Source organism: Salinivibrio sp. VGrn1 (assembly GCF_009377995.1).
In the GTDB taxonomy this organism is placed as follows: Bacteria; Pseudomonadota; Gammaproteobacteria; order Enterobacterales; family Vibrionaceae; genus Salinivibrio; species Salinivibrio siamensis.
This window is the reverse complement of the sequence record NZ_SATA01000002.1, coordinates 261641-278989: the sequence shown is the minus strand read 5'-3', so window position 1 is coordinate 278989 and position 17349 is coordinate 261641. Positions and strand designations below refer to the sequence as shown.

The window sequence follows — 17349 nt, the reverse complement described above, 5'->3', positions numbered from 1 at the left end:
ATCCCATCCTAATTTGACTTTTGCGAGGTATCGCTTGTTTCTCCTCCGACCTGTCGCTATGCTCCATGGCAGTTATGATGCACAGATAGGAAGTCAGCGAAGTGAAAAAACTCATCCTGATCGTGGTATGCGCCATGTTTGCCGTTGCGGCGATTGCCAGTATCACCGCAACCACCTTTATCTCGCATGACGAGATAGACAACATTATTCTCAAGCGTTCGCAAGCACAGGCTGAGCTCCTGGCCGATCGTGCTGAATACATTTTAGAAAACTCTTCCACTCCCACCGCCGATTTACAAGACATGGTGTCGGGTCTCAAAGGTCGCGACGACATCAGCTATGCGGTAATGATTGATAAAAACATCAAAGCCATTGCCCACAGCGACACCCAAAAGCTGGGTAAGGTGTATAGCGATAACTATACCGTCGCCGGTGCCGGCCAAGGCCAACCGCAGCATTCTCGCTGGTATGCCGATGTGCAAGATGTGTGGGTATACGACATTATGATGCCGGTTTATGTTGATGGCCGCCTGTGGGGCGCGTTTGATGTTGGCATCCCGATTACGGAGGTCGATGCCGCTGCTAATGGTATCGCCATTGCCCAGCTCACCGCGATTGGCTTGATTTTTATTGGTTGTACCCTGGTGCTGGTATGGCTATTAGGCCGTTTATTCGCGCCACTCAAAGGCCTAGAGCATGCGCTGACCGATATCTCCAAAGGCGACGGTGATTTAACGGTGCGCTTGCCGGTGACCGGCAACAACGAAATTACCCGTATATCGGTGGCGTTTAATACCTTTGTGGAAAAAATCGACCAAATCATTGCCAATGTGGTGGAAACCGGTGAAGAGCTGGGGCGCTCGGCCGAATCGCTGCGTGATAAAGCGGCGCACTCGCTGAAACGTGGTGAGTCGCAAAGCGAACAAGCCTTGCTGGTGGTCACCTCGATGAATGAGATGATCGCTACCATCAACGAGATCTCACAAAGTGCTTCGAATGCGGCAGATTCGGCGTCATCGGCGAACAGTGAAACCGAAGCCGGTAAGCAAACCTTGGCCGAAGCAACCGCGACGATTAACCAGCTCGACACCGAGATGGATAATATGTCGACGGTGATCACCTCACTGGCCGAGCGCACACAATCCATTGTGTCGATTCTGGATGTGATCCGGGGGATTTCCGAGCAAACGAACCTGCTTGCCCTAAACGCAGCCATTGAGGCAGCACGCGCGGGCGAAGCCGGACGTGGCTTTGCGGTGGTGGCTGACGAAGTGCGCAGTTTGGCGACTAAAACGTCGCAATCAACCGAAGAAATTCAATCAACCATCGATCAGCTTCAGCAAGAAGCGAAAAACGCGGTTGACGCCATGGATACCAGCAAAGCGCTGACCACCGAGGGCAACCGTGCTACTGAGCAAGCACTGACCGCACTCGAAAGCATTGCCACGCAAGTTAGCACCATCTTGGATATGAACACCCATGTGGCGACGGCGACCGAAGAGCAATCGAGCGTGGCGAATGAAATCAACGTCAATATGGATACGGTCAACCAGGCGGCGCAAGCAGGGCTGGATGATAGCCACAGCCTTGAGGCGAGCAGCCAAGATTTAGCCGGTTTAGCGCGTACCTTGGATCACCATGTCGGCGCATTTAAAATCTCGGCAATTAAACCTGCCGAGAGCGCATTGCGGGCGGCGCGCGACTAATTGAGCGTTTACCCTGAGCAATCTCTATCGCCAGCCTTGTGCTGGCGATTTTTTTGCCAGCTCGCGCATCACACTGAGCCCGAATCAGGCAGTTAAATGCCTGTTCGTAGCTGCTGGGCGGGTAAGTGCTCGGCCAGAAATGCCAACCAAGCTGAGACCTTGGGCTGTAACTGCCGCCCGCTCGGATACAGCGCCCAAATGCCTTCATCTTCTACCCGATAATCGGTTAACACTTCCTCCAACTCGCCGCTTGCCAACGCGGATTGCACGTAATAATGCGGCAGTTGAGCCAGCCCTAATCCGTGCTTGGCGGCATTGAGCAATGCCACGCCTGAATTGCAGCGCAATCGGCCTGATACCGTTAACGTGCGCACTTTGCCGCCGCTTTGGTAGTGCCAATGCTCGTTCGATCCTACTAAGCAGCTGTGGTGACTCAGCGCACTGGGCGACTCGGGGCGGCCATTTAAAGCCAAATAGTCCGGGCTGGCGCAGATGGTTAATTGCCGCGACCCGAGTCGCTTGGCTTTCAGGCTTGAATCGGGCAAGTGGCCAATGCGGATCGCGACATCGGTGCCGGTATCTGTCATATCCACTCGCCGATTAGTCAGATGTAAATCCACCGCCACTTGCGGATACGTCACCATAAATGGCGCGAGCAGCGGGGCGATATATTGCTCACCAAAGTTTACCGGTGCGGTGACACGAATCTGCCCCGCGGGTAACGACTGAGCCTGGGTAATGGTTTGTTCGGCATCCACTAACGCGGCCATCAGCGGTCGGCAGCGCTGATAGTAGAGTTCGCCCTCATCGGTTAACGACACCTTCCGTGTAGTACGATGAAACAGCTTCACCCCCAAATACGCCTCGAGCGCAGCCACCCGACGACTCACAGACACCACCGTTGTGTCGAGTTTATTGGCCGCTTGCGTGAAGCTGCCATGCTCGGCGACCGATAAAAATTCGTTAAGTCCTTCCCAGTGGGGCGCCATTGCTGTCTATCCTGTCTCTATACACACATATACATTATTTCGTGAGTGAAATAATAATTTTCAAATTTGCGGGATTATAACTAAATCTAACTTGGTTAGCATAGTTAGGTATGCAATTAACAAGAACAGAAAGGAACCTCCAATGGCACTAACCATCCAGCCAGGACAAACACATATCAAATCCAAAGCCGCGGTTGCCTGGGGACCCGGTCAACCACTGAAAATGGAAGAGGTCGATGTTGAACTGCCCAAGCCGGGTGAGGTGTTGGTCAGAATCGTCGCTACCGGCGTGTGCCATACCGATGCGTTCACCTTATCGGGCGACGATCCTGAAGGCGTCTTCCCCTCCATTCTCGGCCATGAAGGCGGCGGGATTGTTGAAATGGTCGGCGAAGGCGTGACCAGTGTAGAAGTGGGCGACCATGTGATCCCACTTTACACCGCCGAATGTGGTGAGTGTAAATTCTGCCAATCTGGCAAGACCAACCTGTGTGGCGCGGTACGTGAAACCCAAGGCAAAGGCTTGATGCCTGACGGTACGTCGCGCTTTTCTATCAACGGCGAGACCATTTTCCACTACATGGGCTGCTCGACCTTCTCGGAATACACCGTATTGCCCGAGATCTCATTAGCGAAAGTGAGCAAAGCCGCACCGCTAGAAGAAGTTTGTTTGCTCGGTTGTGGCGTGACTACCGGCATGGGCGCGGTGATGAATACCGCCAAAGTAGAAAAAGGCGACACGGTGGCGATTTTTGGTTTGGGTGGCATTGGCCTGTCAGCCATCATCGGCGCACGTATGGCCGGCGCTAGCCGCATAATCGGTATTGATATTAATGAGAGCAAATTCACCCTAGCCAAGCAACTGGGTGCCACCGATGTGATTAACCCGCAAGACTACGATCAGCCAATCCAGCAAGTGATTGTGGAGATGACTGACGGCGGCGTCGATTACTCGTTCGAATGTATCGGTAATGTGGATGTGATGCGCCAAGCGCTCGAGTGCTGCCACAAAGGCTGGGGCGAGTCAGTGATCATTGGGGTTGCCGGCGCAGGCCAAGAGATTTCGACCCGTCCGTTCCAGCTAGTGACAGGGCGCGTCTGGAAAGGCTCGGCGTTTGGTGGCGTTAAAGGCCGCTCGGAGCTGCCCGGCATTGTCGAGCGCTACCTCGATGGTGAGTTTGGCCTGCAAGAATTTATCAGCTACACCATGGGCCTTGATGACGTGAACCGTGCCTTTGAACTGATGCACGAAGGCAAAAGCATCCGCAGCGTGATCCACATGGACCAATAACAGGACGGCCGCCGTGGCAACGCGGCGGTAAAATAACCATGCAACTAGAAAAAATAAGCGAAAACAAAGTCGCAGGCGGTTGGCACCAACGTTGGCAGCATGACTCTAAAGCCACCAACGGCAAAATGACCTTTGCGATCTTTCTGCCAGAGAAAGCGAAAGAACAACCTGTGCCGGTGCTTTATTGGCTCTCGGGCCTGACCTGCACCGACGAAAACTTTATGCAAAAGGCCGGCGCGTTTAAACAAGCCGCCACCTTGGGTATGGCGATTGTGGCACCGGACACCAGCCCGCGCGGCGAGGGCGTAGCCGACGCCAATCAATACGATCTCGGCCAAGGGGCGGGGTTTTATGTTAATGCCACCCAAGCGCCATGGCAGTCGCACTACCAGATGTACGACTACGTTGCTCATGAACTGCCGGAGCTGATTGAATCGCACTTTGCAGTCAATAACCAGCGCGCGATTGCCGGACACAGCATGGGCGGCCACGGCGCGTTAGTGATTGGTTTGCGTAACCCATCACGCTACAGCAGCATTTCGGCGTTCAGCCCCATTTGTCATCCCACCGAGTGCCCGTGGGGCAAACAGGCCTTTAGCACCTATTTAGGTGATGACGAACAAACTTGGCAAGCCTACGATGCCACTGTGTTGCTCGCCCAAGGCCCCACTGCCATGCCGATGCTGGTGGACCAAGGCGACAAAGACGGTTTTTTGGCCGAGCAGCTTAACCCGCAAGCCCTGAAACAAGCGGCCGAGAAACACAACTCTCCGCTTACCTTGCGCATGCAACCCGGCTACGACCACAGCTACTTTTTCATCAGTACCTTTATTGATGAACACCTCGCCTTCCACGCCACCCGCTTTGCGCGGTAAGGCAACCCACGTCGAGACCCAAGCGGCCACCCAGGCCGCTTTTTTTGTACCCATTTCACAAAACATGGCTTGGCTAACACTTTGGACAATAGCGCACGAAAAGCAAAACAACGCTTGATACAATAATCCGCAAAATAGCCAATCAAATGGCGTGTTAGGTGCCGACAACTGATCGGCGGTAGCTTGGTGAGTGGATGGGTGGTTACAGCTTATCGGCTAGATACAGCAAATAGTGTGCGCGTTTATCCGTGACAGGTTCACACTATCTCGGAATGGGCGATAAAAATAACCGAATTATTCATGTGGTTACAGTTCAACGCTTCGGGATAATGTGAACGCCCGAGAAGGGATAGGCGGCATGCGCGCTTTCGCGGAAAAGAGATATACATGATATGCAATAAATTCTCTTTATAACAGTTAGTAAGGTAAGAGGGCGTATAACGATTTTGGAGAATTGAGCGTGCACGTTCATACAATGTTATACGCAGGAAAGCAATGTATAGGACCGAAGATCTATGTATAAAGTGATTCAAACGAAGGGGCTAAATAAGTGCTTTCGGGTTCTCTCCAAGCATGGAAAGAAGGGAAAAGATGCCATTACTAAGGTTCGCGCCGCTCTAGCGGAAGCTGGCACCGAAGGTTCTATTTCTGGCCTGAAGAGGACAAATCACGGGGAATCAAGGCTAGAAAATATCGAAAAATATGATTTAGGAGGTGGCTATAGACTTGTTGTTCAGTTGGTTAACGGCAAAGAGAATGTTCGAGCGTTTATCTTTGCTGGCGATCACGAAGATTGTGAGCAATGGTTGGAGTCACACAAGGATTACACTTGGGTAAAGAGCAGCAAGGATCAAACTCTCGACTTTGTTCAGGTATCTGAGAAAGAGCCTCGTAGCGTTCGGATTGTCAGTCCTGATATTGATTCTGCCGAAGAATTGAGAGCGCTTCCGTTGCTTCGGCACTTAGAATCAGTGGACTTGGATTCTCTGCAGCTAGGTGAGAGTCTTGTAGATTATGTACTTCGTGTTACGCCAGAAGACTGGGAGTGTGATCCCAGCGGAATATTGGAATATATCGAGAGTGTTGATGGTATAGAGCGGGCTGTACTGTTTGATGACCTATTTTCGCATGCTCATAAAGGTGAGCTAAGTGAGCTGAAAAAGCGAATTACACTTGAGCTAGGTGAGGCAACCGTTAGTAGCGGCGCTGAACTCGCGGAAAGCATCGTTGATCCAAAAAATAGCGAGCTATTTGTGACATGGGAGGAGGTTGCTACTTTGCCCGATGATTCGTCATGGGCGGATTGGTTGCTATTCTTACATCCTGAACAAAAGGCGTTGTCGCTCAAAGAGTTCCGTGGCGCATCGAGGCTAAGAGGTGTGTCAGGTAGTGGGAAAACGTGCGTGATGCTTCATAGGGCGCGATATTTGGCTAAGAAATATCGAGCGCCGATTCTGCTGGTTACTCTGACCGAAAGCATGCGCAAACTTCTGGATTCGCTGATTAAGGAACTATGCGGAGTCGAATCCTCGTTTATCCAGACATCAACTATCAATAGTCTTGCTAATTTCATAGTTAAAGAGTTGCATCCCAAGGGTGAGGCGGCTTATCGGGTAGCGGATGGCAAGCTGACGAATAGTATCTCACGTGATCTAGTAGAATTCGTGAGGAATCACGATAATTTCACGCAGACCAAGCTTTCGGCATTAGAGTACGCAGACTTGCGACGGTTCTGTGATGAAGAGGTTTTCCATATTAGAAGTAGGTTAAGGTTTTCGGAATTCAATTCTTATCTGGAGACTCAGTCGTTTAAGCGCCACGGCCGCGTGGTTGGGCTTTCTACTGAGGGGCGTCGGGTGTTTCTTGACGCCGCCCGATACAAGGTCGAGTCCCTGAAGAACTCATTTGTGTTGGACTACGAGGGCGTGGTATCGGCAGCCATATCGTTGTTAATGAAAGATACAGATTCTCTAGAATCATTTGGGTGGGCTGCTGTCGATGCAGATTCTCTTGGTAGTACCCTTTCGGCTTTTACTCCGTACCGGTGTGTCTTGGTAGATGAAGTGCAAGATTTGTCGCAATTGGAAGTTACTATGATCGGTGCTCTTCCTGTTGCTTCGGAAAGAAGGATTGCACAGTCTGAGAATGGTTTATTCCTTGTCGGAGACGGGGCGCAGACAATATATAACAAGGGGTTTGCACTAAAGAATTGCGGAGTAAACGTAAATAATCGAAGCTACGTACTGAAGAAGAATTACAGGAACTCGAAGGAGATAATGTCTGCAGCATACTCATTGATAGAAAGATACAAGTTCGCTGACGTAGATGAGGACAATATAGACAATCCCACTAAGCCAGACTTTTCGGCAAGGGCGGGAGAGCGACCCTATGTCGTGAAATGCAGAGGCGAGGAAGAGGAAGTGGCTTTCGTATCTGCTATGATTAGTAGCGCGATAGATGAATATCAAAGTCTTGAAGAAACAGAAGATTACCCTGAGTTATGTGTTATCGGCCTAAACTCGGCAATTAGGGAGAAGGTTTCAGAACGCCTAGACCAACTATCAATTAAAGCGGCCGAGTTAAAGCAAAGCGCTGGTGTGGAGGCATCCAGAAGTGTTGCAATAAGCACGATAGAATCTGCAAAAGGCCACGAATTTAGACATGTATTCATAGTTGGCGTGGTGGATGGGGCTATGCCAAATAAGTATGCGGGCACCGATGGAATGGCCAGAGAAGCATCTAGATTATACGTGGCGATGACGCGTGCAAGAGAGAGACTTGTGATTTCTTATAATGTTGAGAGACAAAATCAGCCGAGTAGATTTCTGATTGACATTCAGGGGGGCTCTGATGAGTACGAGTGGAGCTCTGGGCGGCTAAACTTCATAGAGTGATAAGGCGTATAACAATCACATGCACCGAACAGCAAAAAGCGCCGCTGCACGTCGCTCTTTGCTGCCGGTGATGTGAAGCGTTATGTTTTAGAAGAGTTCGGTTTGTATAGTACAATCTCGACGTTTATTTCAATATGTTAATCTTAAAGGTGTATGATTTGGCAATACAAGAATTTCTCAATCACTTAGAGTTTTTTGGTTATTCATCTAGTCAAGATGAAGATGGTGACTGGCATCTTACTGGCGGTGCAAGTGCGCCTGTCAATTTCTTCATAAATGAACGCGCAAACGGTATTAATTTAAGAGCAGGTTATGGGCTGGAAGGTACAACTTTTGACGAGGTAGCTGCAAATGCTATCAACGCACAGCTTTGGTTAAGTAAAGTTACTATTGTTAAAGAGCATGAACTTGCTGTACTAGAGGCTTGGACACCTGCAGTTTATTCAAAAGCTGGCTTTGGGGTGTTCTTTGACCGGTTTAAATCTGAAGTCCAAATCTTTACAGAAGCATTAGTTGGAAGTATTGCTGACGAGGAGTAGTTTTGGCTACAGATACCCTAATAATAATTTCATCATTATTGGAATCGGTTGGTTTGGTTGCTTTCTTCCTATATGTAATTAAAGGTCTAAAGTCTCAAATATCAGCGCTTAGTAAAACAATAGATATACAAAATAGAACTCTTGATGCAATGGAATCAAGAGTTACGGAGATAAAAAAACTCAGTGAAACTTATAACGAGTTTACTAAGGATCTTCCAAGTTTTGTTGAAAATTATCACAAGACTGTAAAAATGACTAAAGACTTAGCATTAAATGACTTAACTATTGAACTTCAAAGAACTCAAAAGCACCTGAAAGTGTACCGTAAAATTGTTGACGAAGTAGAAAAAGATATAATAGTTGAAAAAATTAACAACTTGAAAAATAGGCCTAGAAAATAGTTAGGTGCATTAAAAACCTAACAAATAAGAGTAAGTGTCGCGTAGCCGACACTTTGTTTCTCGTTCCCACGCTCCCGCGTGGGAATGCATATTTAGCTCTAGCTATCATTCAAACACAAACAGCACCATAACCTGTGTAGCGTTACGCTGGCTAGGGCTTGTTCGCTAAAGGTATTGACGTTGTCCGCGAGTGTTAGAATAGAGAACAAGTGCAGGTCGGTGATGTTGTGGCGAATCCTGCCATGATTCAAAATCCATATACATTCCCACGCAGGAGCGTGGGAACGAGTAAACATCGTAGCTAAGTGTGGTAGAGCCTTCAGACGGTAACTTATATCATTCGCTACATTCAAGAAATAAGAATGATATCTCATTACTCCTATGCAACTTATGGCATTGTGACTATGAAATAACTTTCGGAGGATCCCATGAATTGTAGTTGTTGTAGTAAAGCACTAAATAGTGGCATGATTTATAAGAAAGATGCGGCTACAGGACGTAAATATAAATCATGCCCACATTGTTCAGATGCGAATGGTGGAGAGCATGTTTTCCACCCGTATCCGTCAAATTTTGGTAAAACACCCGCACGAAAAACAGCACAGAACCCTACTGGTCATCAAAGCTATTGTATTGATTGTCGCCGCCTAAATAAAGGTGTAGCCTCTACTGTACATCAAAATGGACGCCTTTGTAGAAGTTTGGTCTGAAGGTTTATGCAAGTATTTAAAGATGACGCCGTAAACTGGCTTTCAACGCTCGCGGACGCGAGCGTTGATCTTTTAGTGACTGACCCACCATACGAGTCATTAGAAAAACATAGGAAAATTGGCACTACAACCAGATTGAAAGTTAGTCAGGGCTCTAGCAATCAATGGTTCGATATTTTCCCTAATGAACGCTTCGAGAGTTTATTATCGGAAGTCTATCGAGTGTTAAAGAAAAATTCTCACTTCTATTTGTTTTGTGATCAAGAAACAATGTTTACTATCAAGCCAATAGCAGAGAAAGTTGGCTTTAGGTTCTGGAAGCCCATAGTGTGGGATAAAGTCTGTATCGGTATGGGCTATCACTATAGAGCTCGACACGAATACATTCTTTTTTTCGAAAAAGGGAAAAGGAAACTAAACAATTTAAGTGTCCCTGATATTTTAGAGTATAAACGTGTATATCGTGGGTATCCGACAGAAAAGCCAGTTGAACTTCTTGAAACGCTCATATCTCAGAGCTCTCAAAAAGATGAATTAGTAGTTGACCCTTTCTTTGGTTCTGGTTCTTCATTAGTTGCGGCAGTAAATCTAGATAGAAAATATCTGGGTTGTGATATTTCTGAGTCGGCGCACCAACACTTTCGAAGCCGGTTGGTAGAAACATAGTAATATAATTAAGAACCCGCTGGATTCGGTCCGTTCCCACGCAGGAGCGTGGGTACGAGTTATCAGCACACTGCCGCCACCACTGAACCAAACCGAACCTCGATCGTACTAGGTATCGTTATGTTTAACAGATGCAGTATCTAACGGGGCAGTCGTGAACCAGATCAATCCAGCCAAATTACGCAATAGCAAGTGGACGGCGGTAAAACCCATTGAACGCGAGAAGCACTTTGTCGTCTCCGACGTTGAGTATGATGAGGACGGTGTGGTGGTGTTATGCGTGCTTGAGTCGGTGCTGTCGAAAAAAGAGTATCCAATTGACTGGCGTGAGCTCAAAAGTGACGAGAAGTGGCGTCAAGGATGGAAGTGATGATAAAGGGAGGAGGCTATCCTCCCTTTTTTTGATCTGTTTTTGACCCGTTTTTGAAACGCCGCGCGTGGCGCTTGTTATTTCAGGTGGAAAATTTGCTCTGTTTCTAGCGATGTCATCGCGCGTATCTGACGCCAAATGTAGTAAAAGATGCCGAACATCATCAACATGCTAGGGATAGCAATCATCGGGTAGCTGTACAGCGTCATTTTGCCTAGCTCTTCATTAAACGCGGACGTGCCGGCAGGGCTGGTCACAATCCACGTGGCAAGGAAGTAGTTCATCGCCGATGAGAACACAAAGGTGCTGGCGAACAGGTAGTTTGACCACATCAAGCAGCGCTCAAAGGCGTCGGATTGTCCTTTCTCTTTTAGGCGCTGATTAATCAACGAGAGGTTGAGCACAGTGTCATTCAGTATTAACTTCTGCATCAGTGGGTAGCGGGTAAAGGTTGACCCTAACACCGCCAAGCCAATAAGGCCGGGGATCAGCGCCTCTTTTAAGGCTAACCAACGGGTATCGAGCTCGAGTAGGCCAATCCCGCCTGTCAGTAATACGCTGATAAAGCCCAGTGCTGCGATAAAATTGAATTTCTGGTTACGGACCAGATCCATCCCGCCGTAAGCGAGAGGAAAGGCCAAAGCGACGACCAGTGCCGTGGCTGTCCCTAGGTATTCATCGCCGCTCAACTTCATCAAGATGATCGAGGGGATGAAAACGTTGAACAGGATTTCAAACAGGGGACTCGGCTTTTTCGCGGTGGTATTGCTCATAATGTGTGACTAACTCTACGTGATATCGGTGTCATTATACTCTGCCAAGCAGTGTTCATCGACCCGCGATCGATGTAAAGCGTAAAAGCGCACCGTTGTGTAACTATGTGTGAAATCAATAGGTGAGGGGGAGTGGTGTGCGAGCCTGAAACCTACATAGTTCATAGAAGCTTTGTAATCACTGCAAAGATGAATGCAATCATCCAAGACCAAATACCAATCGCGTTAATCCACATAAATAGCTCAAACTTTAAGGACTTCTCATTTGCGCGATGGCGAATAACAGGATACATGACAAAATAGTCAATATATCTAGAAAAAATACTATATGATGTCATACATTGTTGATTCGAGTGTGAATCTTTGGCGTTTTTTGCCAGCTGAAGATCTAGCCAAGTTATTCTTTCTTCGCTACCGAACGCTAATAGAATGCCAGTAATAGAACCCCAGCCACCAAGTTAGATAAGATCAATTTTTCAGTCTATCACACCGGAAAACTTAGCCAGATAGATAATGATGCCCGAGAGAATAAGGCTCCAAAAACCTAAAAAATTGTACCACATAAAGGCTCTGAACTTCCATGAGTTGGTCGTTTGGCGATGTCGAATAATAGGGTAGGAAACACAGTATAGAGTAAAGCGATTGACGATTTTATAAGATAATTGATAATCAAGCCTGCTGTGAAGTTTTTTTACATCTTTAGCAAGTTGTTGGTCTATAAATTCAATGCGTTTGATGTCATTAAGCGCCAAGATTGCGAGTATCAAGACGGCAGGTATTGACCATAAAACAAGATATCCTCCGAAAACCAACCCCGGAATAACAAGTGAAAATCCCCACCATTCACTTTCTGGCATAAAATTACTCGCAAAGATATGACAATTAGAATGTTATATTTAAAAGCTCGGATAGGTAAGAAAATATAATCGCTAAAATCAAGCTCCAAAATCCTAAAAAATTGTACCACATAAAGAATCTGAACTTCCAGGAATTGGTCGTTTGACGATATCGAATAAGCGGATAGGAAACACAGTAAAGAGTAAAGCGGTTCACTATCTTATAAGATAATTGATAATCAAGCTTGCTGTGAAGTTTTTTACATCTTTAGCAAGTTGCTGGTCTATAAATTCAATACGTTTGATGTCATTAAGCGCCAAGATTGCGAGTATTAATACGGCTGGTACAGCCCACAAAAAGGTGTATCCTCCAAAAATAAGTATTAATCCCATTATGAAAATATCGAGGGTATGCATGATTATTTTTTACATGAGTCAAATGGTTGTTAATTAATAATGCCTAAAATATCCGATAGGTATAGGAATAAAATACCTAGAGAGAAGCTCCAAAACCCAAAGCAGTTTATCCACATGAATAATTTAAATTTATACGAATTGGTCTTTTGCCTGTGACGAATCAATGGGTATGCAAAACAATAACACATAAATCTATTTACTATTGTATAGGAAAATTGATAGCGTAATGTGCTATGCAGCTTCTCATTATTCTTTGCTAGTTGCTGGTCTATAAACTCAATCCGCTTGATGTCGCCAAGCGCCAAGGCCGCAAGTATAAACACTGCGGGTACTGCCCAAAGAAGAAAGTAACTACTAAAAATTAGCGCAGGGATTGCAATCAAAAACTCCCACCACTCTGCTGTTGACATATTGGTTATTCCAGAATCCACTCATAAACGTTGTAAGCTTTATCGCCCAAATATTCGCCGGCTTTGCCACCATAGTATCCGCTAGTAAGGCCGCCTACCACAAAAGCCGCTGGCACGGCGATTGCAATTACCGGTGCCGAAGCAATACCCATGGCTCCCAAAAGTAATGCGGTTCCGCCAGCCGCAAGTTGACCGCCAACTGTGCCTGCTGGGATTGAGCTCATAAATCCTCCGACTTTTTGTGCAGTTGTTCTCCCACATTCACCATAACTATCAACATTACAGGCTTCATAAATGCTATCTGCGACACTTGCACCACCTAGCATTAATCCAACGTAACCACCAGCGCGTGATGCATCTACCCCAATAGAGATATTCGCGATGCGCTTTCCGAGATTACTCACATAGCCTTTGCTAATAATTTCGTCAGCGTGATGAATGACGGATTTAGTTGAAAGCTTTAGGTTACGCCTAACTTGGGTATATAAGGGGAGTTTTACGCTGCGCTTGGACAAACGCGCGAATGAGTCATCAAGCTTTTTGAACAAGCTTGCGCGTTGAGCAAAAAACGTGGCACTGGGTTTACCGTTCTTGGCCAAATCGTCGACATAGAGCTCATTGATCTCTGACAAGATGCCTTGAATGTTCTCTAGGTGTTTTTGAACAAACCCGGCGGCGATACCCACTCCGATAGAGGCATAATCATAATACTTACCGGACTCGCTTTCATCGATGGTACACAAGGCGTCGTCAGCAAAATAGTCAAGTAGCTCCAAATGACGATTAACCAATGAAAGAGAATCATCGCTCAGTTTTCCCAGCTCTAGGCTGCCTATTGCCGCTTCGTCTTGGAGCGCGCTTAGAGCCTCTTTCTCTTTAGTGGTTCTTGGCTCAGCGGTTGGAATAACAACGATCTCTCCTTCTCTCACGGGCTCGTTGAGATGGGTATTCGCTTGTTTGATAAGTTTTTGCTTTTCCTCAGGTGTATCGTCGGTAAATAGCGCTTTCCAAAGTGCACTCTGAGGTTGGGTTTTAGGCGATTGCATCCAAGCCAAATCAAATGCAGCAGCTTGTGTTTTTTTCCAGTTATCTTCACTTTCCTCAATCCGCGCTTTGCGTTGACGAGCGACCTTTTGTTGCGTGCTTTCTTGAACTGGTGCGGGTTCAGATGCAGCACTGATACTAGGAATAGAGCCACCACTGGCAAAGTTCTTTGCCTCTGTACGTTTAACGGCTTCTTTGCTTTCTTGCATCAATCTTTGATTGACACAAGCCGCACAGTTACATGTTTCAGGGTTTTTGAAAAATGGACAACGATAAGACTGTGTCGATGTGAAGAAAGTCATCTGTGTTTTCTCTTGAGCCAACTAAGCGGGTATCACCAGTGAGCAAAGCATTTTGCTCAATCCCCTCAATGGAATGGTCAAGGGGGTTATGATTATTTTTAGCGGCCAATGCTAGCAAAATTCGCGACAAAAGCTCGACTCAATGTGGTCATGGTAGAAAAGCTGTTTTATTTATTGGATCGGTGTCGAATAAATGGTTTTACTCCTTGGTATGATACGCGCTGCATTAGAGCCCATATCAACGTTGGCGTGTTTTGTGAGGACTGTATGACGCTTAACTTCCTACCGCACGGCATAGATCAGCAAACAGGTATAGCTGATATAGCACACAAACAGTAATCCCCCTTCGGCGCGGTTGATTTCGCGTGTCTTGCCAAAGCGTATTGCGACCAGCAGTAAGAGCACGGTGGCGGCGAGCATCACCATCCAATCTCGCCAGAAGACCGCTTCGGTGATGTCGCGAATCGGCTCGATGACGCCAGCAATACCAATCACGGCAAGGGAATTAAAAATGTTGGAGCCGACCACGTTGCCCACGGCAATATCGTGTTCTCCTTTGCGGGCGGCGATAATTGAGGCGGCCAACTCGGGCAGGGAGGTGCCTAATGCGACTATGGTTAAACCAATAATCAGATCGCTGATGCCCAGTTGTTGGGCGATCTCAACGGCACCCCATACCAAGATGCGCGAGCTCACAATTAACAGTGCCAGCCCAATCGTTAGCCACATCAGTGCTTTTTTTAGCGACAGGGTTTGCTGGTTGAGTTCGGCATTCATGTCGGTGGCGAGGGTATCGTTTTTAGTTCGTATGCCAGACCACACTGACCAGCCGATCAGCAGTAAAAAGCCTGTGATAAGCAGTAAAGCTTCGTAGGCGCTGATCGTGAAGTCCCATAGCATTGTCCCGATAATGAGAGTGATGGCTAAAAGAATGGGTAGCTCTTTGCGCACAATGGTGGAATGCACTGCAATAGGCGCGATAAGGGCGGTCACCCCGAGAATTAAGGTGATATTGACGATGTTCGAGCCCAGCGCATTGCCCAGTGCTAACGCAGGATTGCCATCGACTGCAGCCATCGCTGAGACCACCATTTCAGGCGCTGATGTCCCAAACCCTACCACCAGCATGCCAATGAGTAGCGGCGGTATACCGGCATAATGGGCACTCACAGCCGCGCCTTCTACAAACCTATCTGCACTCCACACCAAAAGCGCAAATCCAGCAATAATCGCCAGTATTGCAAGCAGCATATCGTCACCTTGGTTGAAATAAGAAGCGTGTTTAATCATCGCCAATAATATCATGGCGATGATTAAACACAGAAGATTCAAACCCTTAATGCTAGTTGATGGGCGTTAACTGTGCCAGTCAGACGTGGCGTGGTGTGGTCAACGCCACTTCCCTGATGTATCACCTAACACTGGCGTTTTTCAACGCATACCAATCCATCTCTTTTGGCAAAGGCGTGTCGTGGCGATCGCGTGTCAGCGCTAAAAAGGTTGCATCAATAGCGCTGAAGTAACGGCTGGTCATCGTCCATCGCCCGCCGGCGATAAAGAACTCCAGTGAGCTGGTGTCAGCGAGAACCTGTAGTGGCAAATCTTCTAGCGGCTCGGGCAAGTGAATACAGCGACGGGTATCGCCTTCTGTGGCGAGGCTTGCGCTTCTATCCAGTGTTAGGGTGCGGCTGTCACCGTCAATGGTGAGTGCACAACCGGATGGTTTGCCGGAGGAGGCTGGCGTCATCATGCCGCTGCGGCTGTGAAAGTATAGCGTGTAGTGGCCGCTGGTCGGAATGGGCAGCGTGGTGTTGAGCTCAAACTGCTTGGTGCCTAAATCCACGGTGGTTGAGTGGCACTCAGGGTTAATCACCAAAAGTTGCTGAGGGCCTCTTAAGCTTTCCAGCGCGGCGGCTGGGCGCTGATAAATTTGCCCATTTTCCCAGCGTAACTCACGTGGACAGGTTAACTGATGCAACCAGCCCGCACTGAAACTGGGTTGTTCAACTTCGTCTGGCAGGCCCATCCAAGCGATAAGCATGCGCTTATTGTCAGGGGTCTGCGCCGTCTGCGGGGCGTAAAAATCAAACCCATGATCCAGCACTTGCCAGTTATCAAGCGTGATGCCGTCCGCTTCTAGCGTGGCTTTGGCGTAACCATTGTGGTGAGGAACATGATGATCGGGCGTTGGTGATGGGCTGCCTTGTGGGCAGAGAATACAAAGCCATTGATCGCTTAATTGGAACAGATCTGGGCATTCCCACATATAACCATGTTCGCCTAAGCTATCACCGCTTAGTCCGTCATAGTGCCACGTAAGGCCATCAGCAGACGAATACTGCGCCAGGCGGCCTATTTTATCTTCACGTTGCGCGCCCAACAGCATCCGATAGTGTTGGCCGTCATGGATGACTTTGGGATCGCGAATATGCTCGGTCACGCCTGCTGGTGGGGCATCAATCACCGGGCCGAGCTTTTCAAAATGAATGCCATCGCTTGACCGTGCCACACATTGGGTAGTTTGGCGCAAACGCTCGGGGCCAATGCGGGTATTGCCGGTGTAATACAGCCAAAGGGCGTCGTTCATCACCATGGCGTGGCCTGAAAATACCCCATGGCTGTCATACCAATCACTTGGGGTGATGCCGAGCGGCGCGGTATGCCATTGCACCCCATCAGGGCTGATTAAATGCACCCAGAATTTATCTTTGTGCTCACAGGCAAAGGGATACCACTGATAAAAAAGGTGATAGTGACCTTGAAAGTAAATAAAACCATTGGGGTCATTCAGCAGCCCTTGGGGAGGGCTGATATGCCATCCGGGGCGATGGAAATCTGTCTTTTGGCTGGGTGAATAGAAGGGCGCGGCTTGTTCACGCAGGTTGTGATCGATCACGCGTCCCAGTGCCGTTAGCGCCCCCTGACTGACGGGTTGATCGAGGGTGATCTGGCGTAGTGAATGGTCAATCGTACTGATTGGCAGCACGTCTTGGTTCACGCGTTCAAGCTCGATGAGCTCAATGATCACCTTGTCTTGATGGCGCAATGCTCGTCGCACGTTATCGGCGCCACCACATGCGTCAACCAGGCCTGTTGGGGTTATTTCCATCTATCCGTACCAATTTT

At 47.9% G+C, this 17349-nt stretch carries 14 protein-coding genes; 8 read left to right on the top strand and 6 right to left on the bottom strand.

The annotated features are described in order from the left end of the window. Window positions 1–101 precede the first annotated feature (101 nt). Window positions 102–1706, top strand: coding sequence for a methyl-accepting chemotaxis protein (locus tag EHW56_RS04295; RefSeq protein WP_172969906.1), 1605 nt, complete (start codon window positions 102–104; stop codon window positions 1704–1706). A 92-nt stretch (window positions 1707–1798) separates the two neighbouring features. Here EHW56_RS04295 and EHW56_RS04290 read toward each other — a convergent pair whose 3' ends face one another. After that, complete coding sequence (locus EHW56_RS04290) at window positions 1799–2695, bottom strand: LysR family transcriptional regulator (protein WP_152798746.1); 897 nt, start codon at window positions 2693–2695, stop codon at window positions 1799–1801. 142 nt (window positions 2696–2837) lie between these two features. Here EHW56_RS04290 and EHW56_RS04285 point away from each other — a divergent pair, with 142 nt between their 5' ends. The 7 genes from EHW56_RS04285 to EHW56_RS04250 all read left to right on the top strand — a co-directional run bounded on the left by EHW56_RS04285 (window position 2838) and on the right by EHW56_RS04250 (window position 10441). Further along, window positions 2838–3986 (top strand): S-(hydroxymethyl)glutathione dehydrogenase/class III alcohol dehydrogenase, encoded by a 1149-nt coding sequence (locus EHW56_RS04285; protein ID WP_152798744.1) that lies wholly within the window; start codon window positions 2838–2840, stop codon window positions 3984–3986. Between the two features lie 38 nt (window positions 3987–4024). Then, window positions 4025–4861, top strand: coding sequence for an S-formylglutathione hydrolase (gene fghA, locus EHW56_RS04280; protein ID WP_152798742.1), 837 nt, complete (start codon window positions 4025–4027; stop codon window positions 4859–4861). Between the two features lie 515 nt (window positions 4862–5376). Beyond that, window positions 5377–7755: a 3'-5' exonuclease gene (locus tag EHW56_RS04275; RefSeq protein WP_152798740.1), complete on the top strand. Its 2379-nt coding sequence runs from the start codon at window positions 5377–5379 to the stop codon at window positions 7753–7755. Between the two features lie 158 nt (window positions 7756–7913). After that, window positions 7914–8294 (top strand): hypothetical protein, encoded by a 381-nt coding sequence (locus EHW56_RS04270; protein ID WP_152798738.1) that lies wholly within the window; start codon window positions 7914–7916, stop codon window positions 8292–8294. Between the two features lie 2 nt (window positions 8295–8296). Next, window positions 8297–8695 (top strand): hypothetical protein, encoded by a 399-nt coding sequence (locus EHW56_RS04265; protein WP_152798736.1) that lies wholly within the window; start codon window positions 8297–8299, stop codon window positions 8693–8695. A 716-nt stretch (window positions 8696–9411) separates the two neighbouring features. Beyond that, entirely contained in the window at window positions 9412–10071 is a 660-nt protein-coding gene (locus EHW56_RS04255; RefSeq protein WP_152798732.1) for a site-specific DNA-methyltransferase, read from the top strand. A 154-nt stretch (window positions 10072–10225) separates the two neighbouring features. Then, complete coding sequence (locus EHW56_RS04250) at window positions 10226–10441, top strand: TIGR02450 family Trp-rich protein (RefSeq protein WP_074214615.1); 216 nt, start codon at window positions 10226–10228, stop codon at window positions 10439–10441. Between the two features lie 77 nt (window positions 10442–10518). Here EHW56_RS04250 and EHW56_RS04245 read toward each other — a convergent pair whose 3' ends face one another. The 5 genes from EHW56_RS04245 to EHW56_RS04210 all read right to left on the bottom strand — a co-directional run bounded on the left by EHW56_RS04245 (window position 10519) and on the right by EHW56_RS04210 (window position 17332). After that, on the bottom strand, window positions 10519–11214 hold the full coding sequence (locus tag EHW56_RS04245) for a VC0807 family protein (protein ID WP_077653210.1): 696 nt from the start codon (window positions 11212–11214) through the stop codon (window positions 10519–10521). Between the two features lie 476 nt (window positions 11215–11690). Next, a complete protein-coding gene (locus EHW56_RS04235) occupies window positions 11691–12071 on the bottom strand; it encodes a hypothetical protein (RefSeq protein WP_152798730.1) in 381 nt (126 codons plus the stop codon). Window positions 12072–12882: 811 nt separating this feature from the next. After that, complete coding sequence (locus EHW56_RS04220) at window positions 12883–14130, bottom strand: hypothetical protein (RefSeq protein ID WP_152798727.1); 1248 nt, start codon at window positions 14128–14130, stop codon at window positions 12883–12885. 375 nt (window positions 14131–14505) lie between these two features. After that, window positions 14506–15474 carry a calcium/sodium antiporter gene (locus EHW56_RS04215; protein WP_152798868.1) on the bottom strand — a complete coding sequence of 323 codons (969 nt, stop codon included), beginning with the start codon at window positions 15472–15474 and terminating at the stop codon, window positions 14506–14508. Between the two features lie 160 nt (window positions 15475–15634). Then, complete coding sequence (locus EHW56_RS04210; protein WP_152798725.1) at window positions 15635–17332, bottom strand: sucrose-6-phosphate hydrolase; 1698 nt, start codon at window positions 17330–17332, stop codon at window positions 15635–15637. Between the last annotated feature and the right edge of the window lie 17 nt (window positions 17333–17349).